Below are 9,899 nucleotides of genomic sequence, written 5' to 3' on the forward strand. Positions count from 1 at the left end.
CAGCTGCAGCGGGTGAAGGCGTGGATCGCGCTGCACCGCGTCTACGGCGTCGACTTGAACTCCACGGCGGTTGAGTTGGCAGAGATCTCCCTGTGGTTGGCGACGATGACCGGGGAGCTGACCGCCCCGTGGTTCGGGCTGCACCTGAGAAGAGGCAACACACTCATCGGGGCGCGCCGCAGCGCCTACAGCACAAATCAGTTGAAGAAGAAGGCCTGGCTGAAAACCCAGCCCGACCCGGTCGCCTTCCCCCACAGCCAGAGCGATGGTGGGGTAGACGAAACCAGTGGTCTTGCTGGTCGGGTGTGGTCATTCCTGCTGCCCAGCTCGACGTGGGGTGCGGGGGTGGACTCCTCGACGGTCAAGAAACTCGCCGCCGACCACGTCAAGAACGTAAAGGCCTGGCGGCGCAGCGTGCAGAAGAGCCCGGATTCCTCGCAGGTGAAGCGTCTGGTGGCGCTGTCGCGGCGTGTCGAGGTGTTGTGGGCCTCGTCGGCGGAGCGGATGCGCATCGCCAACCAGCACGCCAAGCGCAATATCCCCGTGTGGGGACAACCCGACACCGCGAATCTCACTGACAGCAACGAGAAGGTTGTCACTCGCGCCCAGATCGAGGACTGGTTGAGTGGTGACGAGAACAACGCCTACCGACGTCTCAGGCTGGTGATGGATGCCTGGTCGGCGCTGACGTTCTGGCCACTCACCGACAACGACACGGTGGTTGACAGAGTGCGGGTGGCTCCGCCCGAGTGGGACGAATGGCTCACCACACTCGAAGAACTCCTCGGCCAAGACCCGCTCAAACGCACCGGCGACACGACCGGCCAGCTGGAGTTGGGTGAAACCGACGGCTGGTTCGAACTCGCAGACGCCGAAAAACAATTCCTCTCCTTTGGAGGGGCGCGCCGTGTTGACCAGGTGGAGTCTCGTCACCCGTGGCTCACTGTTGCCCGCCAGGTCGCATCGCGGCAGGGATTCTTCCACTGGGAGCTCGACTACTCTGACGTGTTCGCCACCAGCGGCGGCTTCGACCTCGTTACCGGAAACCCGCCGTGGGTCCGCCCCCGTTCCGACGACGAGATGGTCATCGGCGAGTTCGACCCGTGGTTCCAACTGACCGGGAAACACACCGCCAAAGAAAAAACCGCCCGCCGCAACCGCGACCTGCAAGACCCGCGGGTCGCTGCCGCCGTCATCGACGACAGCGCGGTCACCGCAGCGACCGCCGCCGTGTTGGGCAACCAAGCCTTCTACCCACAGCTTGCCGGCCAGCAGCCGGATCTATACCGCGGGTTCATGCCCACCACCTGGTCGCTTACCGCGCCCGGCGGGGTGGTGGGGCTGATCCACCCGGAATCGCACTTCACCGAAAAGAAAGCCGCACCCCTACGCCGCCAGGCCTACCTCCGGCTGCGCAGGCATTGGCAGTTCCTCAACAAGCTCATCCTTTTCGAGATCGATGACCACGTGACCTTCGGGGTGCATGTGTATGCCGACCGGCAGGTGGCCCCGGATTTCCTCCAGGCCGTCTCGCTCTACCACCCGGATACCGCGACAGACTCGCTCAAACACGACGGCACCGGGCCCGTGCCCGGCTTAAAAACCGAAGACGACAAGTGGGACATGCGGCCGCATGCGGATCGGATCCAGCACGTCACCACCGACACCCTTACCCTGTGGGCCGGGCTGATGGAAACCCCGGAGACCCCGGCAGGTGAGGCGCGCATGGTCTACACCGTCAACACCGACGCCGCCCGCGTACTACAGACCCTGGCCAAGGCCCCGCGTGTGGCGGAGCTGGGTTTGCAGTACTCGCGTGGCTGGGACGAGAGCATCGATAAGCGCAAAGGTTGGTTTGATCGCGGATATGCGCAACCCGCTTCGTGGGATGGGGTGATTCTGCAGGGCCCGCATCTGGGTGTGGCGACCCCGATGATCAAACAACCCAACCCGACCTTGAAACACAATCAGGACTACACCGCCGTGGACCTCGAGGCGATACCCGCGGATTTCCTGCCCGCGACCGGCTACCAACCCGAAACCGGTGACGGCACGGATCGCGACGCCGCCTACGGCTACTGGACCAAAGACGGTGTCGGCCAGGTGCCGGTACGCGACCAGTGGCGCATCGCCTGGCGCGAAATGGCAGCCACCACCGGCTACCGCACCATGTACCCCTCCATCATCCCACCCGGAACCGAGCACGTACTCACCCTGTACTCGGCAGGTCATACGGAGAGTTCAAAGATACTTGTTCGCTTTGGCACTTTAGCTGCAAGCCTTCTTGCTGATTTTCAGTTCAGGGCTACGGGTAATGCGCACCTTCAAGCCAGTCTTGTGAATGGTTTGGTCCCAGCCAGCTCCAATCCCGCGATCGACCAGTTCGCTGTGCCGGCCTATCTGCGCTTGAACTGCCTCACCAAGGCCTATGCCCCGCTGTGGGAAGAGCTCACCGACACAGAGTGGACGCCGGAGGTCCCGGTGCGCACCACAAAAGATCGGTGGCACACCGAGAATCTGCTCAACGCCGCGGTGTCGATCGCCCTCGGTGTCGGGATCGAGGATCTGGTGATGATCTACCGGACCCAGTTCCCGGTGCTCTACCAGCGGGACAAGACCGACCTGGTGGACCGGAACGGTCGCGGCGTGCCGAAGGACATCACCAAGACCCACAACAAAGCAGCCACCGCGAACGATGATGAGCCGCTCTCGGTCGAGGAGCGCACCTGGGCCCACCCGCAGTCCGGCGTCGAGTACGTCTTCGAGTACCCGTTCACCCCGCTCGACCGCATAGCCGATCTAATCGCTTGCTATCGAGAGATAACCGAAAAACTTTAGGATGTATTTCACGGAGGTTCCCGAGAGGTAACACCAATTCCGGCGTCATAACTCCGCAAGACGCTCAAGTACCGGAGACCATTTTCTAGCCAATTTGTCGATCCTCTCGCTCTGGCTACTGCCGACCCCGGGGCTCGCGACCTGCGGCGGAACTACCGGCGCCCGACCTTCCAGGGCCTCGGTTGCATAGAACCTCATGACCTCGTCCCGATCGATCAATTTGCAGCCATGACTATCATCGGACAGGCCACGTCGCATGTTTACCCATGGAGGTTTCCCGCGAGTCTTTTCCATCAAGGAGCGTGGAGATAATCGCACATAATAATCAAGAACCGCATCGACGATAGAGGTTTGCAAACTGGAGAGCTTAAACCGCTGGGGAGACTCAACCCCTTCACCCTTGATAGCCTGGCGGCGGTTCCAGAGCTCGCGGCAGACTGGACCGTATTTCCACGCTTCGAACCCCTCGCCAACCAGGGGTCGCCCCGTCCACGCCAGAGCCCACGCGTCGGCGTAGTAAATGAGCCTTTGGAGCTGCCACTCATCCTCGGTGCCGGTTTGCTCCTGGATGTACGCAGCCACGTACTCGGCCTTCAAGAGCCCCTCCCCTTCCGTCGAACCATCGAGCGTCAAGCCACGTGTGGTTACCTGAGGAAATTACCAAGAGATCGCACGCAGCACCGGATAAAACGCACCTACGCTGTCGCAATAACTTAAGTTATCCCCGCCATATAGAAGTAACCGACTGTCAGGATCTCGGTCGCAGGCTCCAGCCGAGTCGCGACACCTCAACGTCTCCGCCTGCGCGAGCCGGGTAACGCGCTGCGGGCAGCGACCAGGAATGCGACTAGCATCAGGACGAAAACTACGTCGCCGCCGACGCGATAGGGGCGCCACCACGCCTCCCGTCGTCGACATGCGCGTGGTTGGCGGGACGCGAAGTGAGGAGGAGAAGCCGATGTCGTCGTTGCTCCCGGTCTACGCGGCGGGCCAGCTCGTTCGGGGGATCACCGAGTACCTGACGACGAGCTTCGCGCTCGCCGACCGCGGCACAAGCGAGGCCCTCGGGGCGTTCCTCAGCGACCGGGAGAACGGCATGTTCTACGGACCGTACGTCAAGGCCCGCATGCCGTACGCGCCCGCCGAGGACGAGCCCGACGAGCTCCTCGAGTGGCTGCCAGACTGGTTTCGCCCCTACCACCACCAGGCCGAGGCGTTTAAGCGGCTGCGCAGCAAGGTCCCGGGCGGCAAGGAGCACGAGCCGGAGCCCACCCTGGTGGTCACGGGCACGGGCTCGGGTAAGACCGAGTCGTTCCTCTACCCCATCCTCGACCACGCCCGACGCGAGCGCCGCCTCGGCAAGCGCGGCGTGAAGGCGCTCATCCTTTACCCGATGAACGCGCTGGCCAACGACCAGGCCTCTCGTCTGGCGGGGCTGCTCACCGACTTCGCGGACGATCTGGGCGGGGTGACCGCGGGCATCTACACGGGGGAGACGTCCGGCTCGGGCGCGACGAGGGTGAGAAAGGATTCGCTCATCACGGATCGCAGCCAGATTCGCTCGTCGCCGCCGGACATCCTGTTGACGAACTACAAGATGCTCGATCAGCTGCTGCTGCGTCCGGCTGATCGGGAGATCTGGCGCATCTCGGCGGATTCGCTGCGTTACCTGGTGCTCGACGAGTTTCACACCTACGACGGCGCCCAGGGAACCGATGTGGCGCTGCTGCTGCGCCGCCTGGGGATGATGCTCCGGCGCTATCAGGACTCGAGCCTGCTGACCCGCCGGCAGCAGCGGGATCCGCTGGGGTTGGTGACGCCGGTGGCGACGTCGGCGACGCTGGGCGGCGGCGAGGACGTGAAGTCGATGCTCGAGTTCGCGTTCCAGGTGTTCGGGCGCAAGCTGTCTCCTGAGGCGATCGTCGGCGAGGCGTCGATGTCGATCCCGGACTGGCGCGCGGAGGTGCTGCGCCGCTTCGGGCCGGTCGCCACCACCCCCTCACCCAGCCCCGAGGACTACCCGGGCGGCGGCGCGGCCCCGGAGGCCGACGAGATCTTCGAGCAGGTGGCCGCGGCGTCGAAGGGCTCGAACTACATCGACGCGGTACGCGAGGTCTTAGGCCGCGAGGTCTTCGGCTTCGGCCCGGGGGACTCGTTGGGCGAGCAGATCGTCAGGGTCGCGGCGCACCCGCTCACCGAGCGGTTCCTCGCCGCGGCGGCCACTCCCCGCCCGTTGACGACGAGGGAGGGCGAGGACGTCGTCGGGCTCGCCGAGGAGCTCTTCGGCCCGAAGGACGCCGGCGAGCAGGAGAACGCCTACCAGGAGCTCACGACCTACCTCGTGTCGCTGTTCGCGGACCTGCGGGCCCGGCTCGGCGAGGAGGCGGGCGGCTTCGAGGGCAAGATCCTGCCCGGCCTGGAGGCGCACCTGTGGGTGCGGGAGGTTTCCCGCATCGACCGGCTCGCCGGGGAGCAGCGCTTCCGCTGGTCGGACGATGGGCCGGCGGACGCGGCGGCGGACGAGGCGTGGCTGCCGGCGTGCTACTGCCGCCAGTGCGGCCGCTCGGGCTGGATGGCGGCACTCGAGGCCTCCACCGACGACCGGGTGGTGCTCGACCCGCAGAAGATCCGCGCGATGTCGATGAATCGCACGCAGCGGGAAAACCTCCGCCCGCTCCTCGAGGCGGCTCCGGGGCGGCCCGGCGAGGACGAGGCCGACGATCCGCGGGACACGGGCGACGCCCCGGGGCAGCTCTACTGGCTGGATACGACGACTAGGACCCTGTCGGCCTCCCCGCTGGGATCGGGCGAGGAGGACGCGCTCGCCCCGGTGCTCAGCTACGCGAACACTAAGGACGGAATCTCCAAGGCCGCGGCAAAGCAGACCTGCCCGTCGTGCGGGAACGAGGACTCGATCCGGTTCATCGGCTCGGGCGTGGCGACGCTGCTGTCGGTGTCGCTGTCGAACCTCTTCGGGCTCGACGTGCTCGACGCCAAGGAGAAGAAGACCCTCGTCTTCACCGATTCCGTGCAGGACGCCGCGCACCGCGCCGCGTTCGTGCAGGCGCGCTCGAGGTCGTTCAGCCTGCGCACCCAGACGCGCCGCGCCGTCGCGGAGGCCGGCGGCACGGCGCGCCTCGACGAGCTCGCCCGCCTGCTTCTGAAGACCGCGGACCGCGCCGCGACCACCGAGGCGGATAAGCTGCGCTCCCGCTTCGAGCTGCTTCCCCCGGAGCTCGCGCGCTCGCCGCGCTTCCGGCCCCTGTGGGACCCGAAGGCCGGCGCCGTGGACCGGCAGCACGCCCGCGACGCCGCGCTCGAGCGGCTCGCCTTCGACGAGATCCTCGAGTTCGGCAGCCGCTCCGACCTGCCGCGCTCGCTGGGGCTCACCGGCTCGGTGACCGCGCAGGTCGTCGTCGACGACGACGAGGCCCTCGAGGCCGCCAGAAACGCCCTCGAGGAGGTCACCGCCCCGCTCGAGGGCTGGCGGGACGGCGACGTTGTGCGCTGGGCGCGCGGGGTGCTCGAGTTCCTCCGGATGCGCGGCGCGATCGACCACAAGTGGCTGCGCCCCTACCTCGCCGACGACGGCAACGTCTTCCTCCTCAACCGCCGGCAAGCCAGGGACCGCGGCGTGCCCAGGATGCGCTTCGAGACCGCCCCGGAGTTCCCCCGGCTCGGGCGCACCCTGCACCGACCCAGCCCGCTCACGCCGGTGAACTCGGCGCAGGGCTTTTACGCGACGTGGAGCAGGCGCGCGCTCGGCCTGCCGCGCGACGAGGCGTCCCGCGCGGTGACGAAGCTGCTCGCCGCGATGGCGAAGGCCGGCTGGCTCCACAAGGTCACCACCGAGACCCACGCGATCGTCTACGCCCTCGCCCCGGGCCTCGTGGAGGTCTCCACCGAGGGCGCGGGCGAGCTCGTCGCCTGCCCGGTGTGCAACGCGAGGCGCGCCGTCGGCACGCAAGCCCGCGCCCACCTCGAGGGCGCGCCGTGCTTCACGAAGGGCTGCCCAGGCCGGCTCACCGCCAAACCGGTGGAGGAAAACTACTACCAGGGCCTGTACGCCACCGAGCGGCCCCGCACGGTCGTCTCCCGGGAGCACACGAGCCTGCTGGAGCGGGAGGCCCGCCAGGACCTCGAGCGGCAGTTCCGCGGCTCGGAGGGCGAGAGCGCCCCAGATGCGCCCAACGTGCTCGTCGCGACCCCGACCCTCGAGATGGGCATCGACATCGGCGACCTCTCCGCCGTCATGCTCGCCTCCCTGCCCGACACCGTCGCGAGCTACGTGCAGCGCGTCGGCCGCGCGGGCCGCCTGAGCGGCAACTCGCTCATCGTCGCTCTCGTGCGCGGCCGCGGCAAGGCCCTGCCGAAGCTCAACCAGCCGCTCTCCGTCATCGACGGGCGGGTCAACCCGCCGTGGGCGATGCTCGAGGCGGCCGCGATCCTCAAGCGGCAGTTTCTGGCCTCCGTCATCGACTACGTCGACGTCGAGGCCGAGCTCCCCGAGCTCAACAACGCCGACCACGCGCTCAACGCGAGCCTTCGCGGCCTGCACACCGTGCTCGTCGAGCTGCTCTCCGACGAGAAGTTCGCCCGCGCCCGGGTCGAGGAGTTCCTCCGCGCCATCGGCGAGCGCGCCGTCTCCCCGGAGGCCACCGACGAGCTGCGCGACTGGGCGACCGCGAAGGACTCCGACTGCGCGGTGCGCGACGTCGAGCGCGCCGCGGAGCGCTTCACCGCCGACGAGCGGCGCCTCGGCGAGCGCCTGGTGCAGGCCTCGACCGTGCTCGAGGAGCTCGAGGGCAAGGTCGTCGACGAGACCGGTAGGCAGCGGCTCTCCGCCGGCGAGGACGAGTACGAGCAGTACCGGGACCTCAAAACCATGCGCAAGAGCCTGAACCGGCAGCTTATCGAGCACTCCCGGCGCCACTGGGTCTCCGCGATGGAGGACTACGGCCTGCTGCCGAACTTCACGCTCTTAGACGAGGCCGTCGACCTCGAGCTGACGGTGAGCGAGTGGGACTCCGTGGAGCTCGAGTGGACGCCCATGCGGCGCTCCTACTCGCGCGGGGTGTCCGCCGCGCTCCAGGAGCTCGCGCCCGGCGCGACCTTCTACGTCGACGGGGTCGCCGCCACCATCGACGCGGTGGAGATGGACCGCGACGGCGGGGACGTCGAGCAGTGGCGGGTGTGCCCGTCCTGCTCGTACGTGCGCAACGACACCGCCGAGCCCGGGGACCCGGGCCCGTGCCCGCGCTGCGGCTCGGAGGCGTTCGCCGACCAGTCGCAGCAGATCGACGTGCTGCCCATGCGGCAGGTCTCGGCCTCGGTGGAGCGTACCCGCGCGGCGATCGGCGACCAGACCGACGACCGCTCGCAGGCGAGCTTCCACCTCGCGACGACGCTCGCGGCCGACGAGGAGGACCTCGACTCGGGCTGGTTCACGTCCTCGGGCTTCGGGGCGACGTACCTGCCGCGCGCGACGTTGCGCTGGCTCAACCTCGGCCGCGGGGAGGGCGAGGGCCTAGCTATCGCGGGGCGCGCGCCGCAGGCGCCGCTGTTTCGGGTGTGCCGGGTGTGCGGGCAGGTCGACTCGCGGGCCGGGGGCAACGACCCGCGCGACCACCGGCCGTGGTGCCCGCGCCGCATGGAGCGCGAGGAGGACACGGTGAGCTTCGCGCTCGGGCGCACCCTCACCACGCAGGCAGTGCTGCTGCAGCTGCCGCCGGCGATCGCCTCGGGGGCGGACACGATCTCCCTGCCGAGCCTCGTCGCCGCGATCAAGCTGGGCTTCCGAAAGCAGTTCGGTGGCGACCCGGACAACCTCGACGTCGTGACGCTGCCGATCGGGGCGCCCGGCTCGCCCCGGCCGCAGGACGCGCTCGTCATCCACGACCAGGTGCCCGGCGGCACGGGGTACCTCTCCCAGTTCCACAGCCCCAAGCAGGTCTTCGAGCTGCTCAAGAGCGCCTGGGAGATCGTGCACGACTGCGACTGCCAGCACTCCGACCGGGAGGCGTGCCCGAAGTGCCTGCTTCCCTACGCCCCCTACCGGCAGATCGACAAGACCTCGCGGGCGGCGGCGGACGTCGCTCTGACGAAGATCCTCACCGACGACCTGCGCCTCAGCGAGGGCCGCTCCCCGGCGGACCTCGGCCCGGACTTCTGGGAGATCACCCACGAGCGGCCCAGCATCGACGAGGACAGCCTCCTCGAGCACCGCTTCTCGGAGGTGTTCCGCTCCTGGCTCGAGTCGCAGCACGCCGACATCGTCGAGCGCCACACCTCGGAGGGCCGCCGGGAGCTCACCTTCAGGTTCACGACCGGCGACGACAAGAACGAGGAGAAGTCCGAGTCGTGGACGTTCGAGGAGCAGAAGAAGCTCCTCCACGCCCGCACCATCGCCGACTTTTACCTGGAGAACTCCACCCGCACGAGACGCATCGCGATTTACCTCGACGGCTTCGCCTACCACGGGGCGGCGGTCAACCACCGGGCCGGCCACGACGCGGACGCGCGCAGCCTGCTCGCCGCCGACGGCATCGTGCCGTGGACGATCACGTGGCGCGACCTCGACGAGTACGAGGAGTACCGGCGCACCGGGGTGCTTCCAACCACCCCGCTGTGGCACGCGGGCGGGCAGGTCGACCTGATAGTGGCCCAGAGGTTCGGCCTCAACGCGCACGACGAGGTCGCCCTGCTCACCCGGGGCCCGGTCGAGCAGCTCTTCGCGCTCGTCGAGCGCCCGAACGCGAAAATCTGGGGCCTCGCTGGGCGCTGCGCCGTCATCCACGCGGCGACCGCCGCACGTGCAGCCCGCACGTGGGATGAGAAGAGCGCCATTCCGGTCGGCCGGCTCATCGAGCTAGCCATCACCGGATCGGCCCCCAGCGAGCTGCGGCTCGGCTACACCGACGACCCAGACACCTACCGGGAGGCGTGGGGCCAGTTCTGGGCGCTGGCCAACCTGCTCGCCGTCGGCGAGGACCGCGTCTCATTCACCGCGGCCTCACCCGGCGCCGCCGCGGCTCCTGCCCCGACGCGCACCCAGGCCGCGC

At 68.1% G+C, this 9,899-nt stretch carries 3 protein-coding genes; 2 read left to right on the forward strand and 1 reads right to left on the reverse strand.

Features of this window, described 5'->3' with window-relative positions; genetic code table 11:
• Positions 1–2,838 (forward strand): hypothetical protein (locus tag HMPREF9719_RS00835; protein WP_004600056.1); only part of this gene is annotated, 2,838 nt, incomplete at its 5' end.
• A gap of 45 nt (positions 2,839–2,883) precedes the next feature.
• Here the strand turns inward: HMPREF9719_RS00835 and HMPREF9719_RS09355 are convergent.
• Positions 2,884–3,435, reverse strand: a complete 552-nt coding sequence (locus tag HMPREF9719_RS09355; protein WP_158501202.1) for a Panacea domain-containing protein — start codon at positions 3,433–3,435, stop codon at positions 2,884–2,886.
• A gap of 361 nt (positions 3,436–3,796) precedes the next feature.
• Between HMPREF9719_RS09355 and HMPREF9719_RS00840 the strand changes: the two genes are divergently transcribed.
• A partial coding sequence (locus HMPREF9719_RS00840) for a DEAD/DEAH box helicase (protein WP_004600057.1) occupies positions 3,797–9,899 on the forward strand: 6,103 nt, incomplete at its 3' end.

It is taken from the genome of Corynebacterium otitidis ATCC 51513, from assembly GCF_000296405.1.
Classification (GTDB): Bacteria; Actinomycetota; Actinomycetes; order Mycobacteriales; family Mycobacteriaceae; genus Corynebacterium; species Corynebacterium otitidis.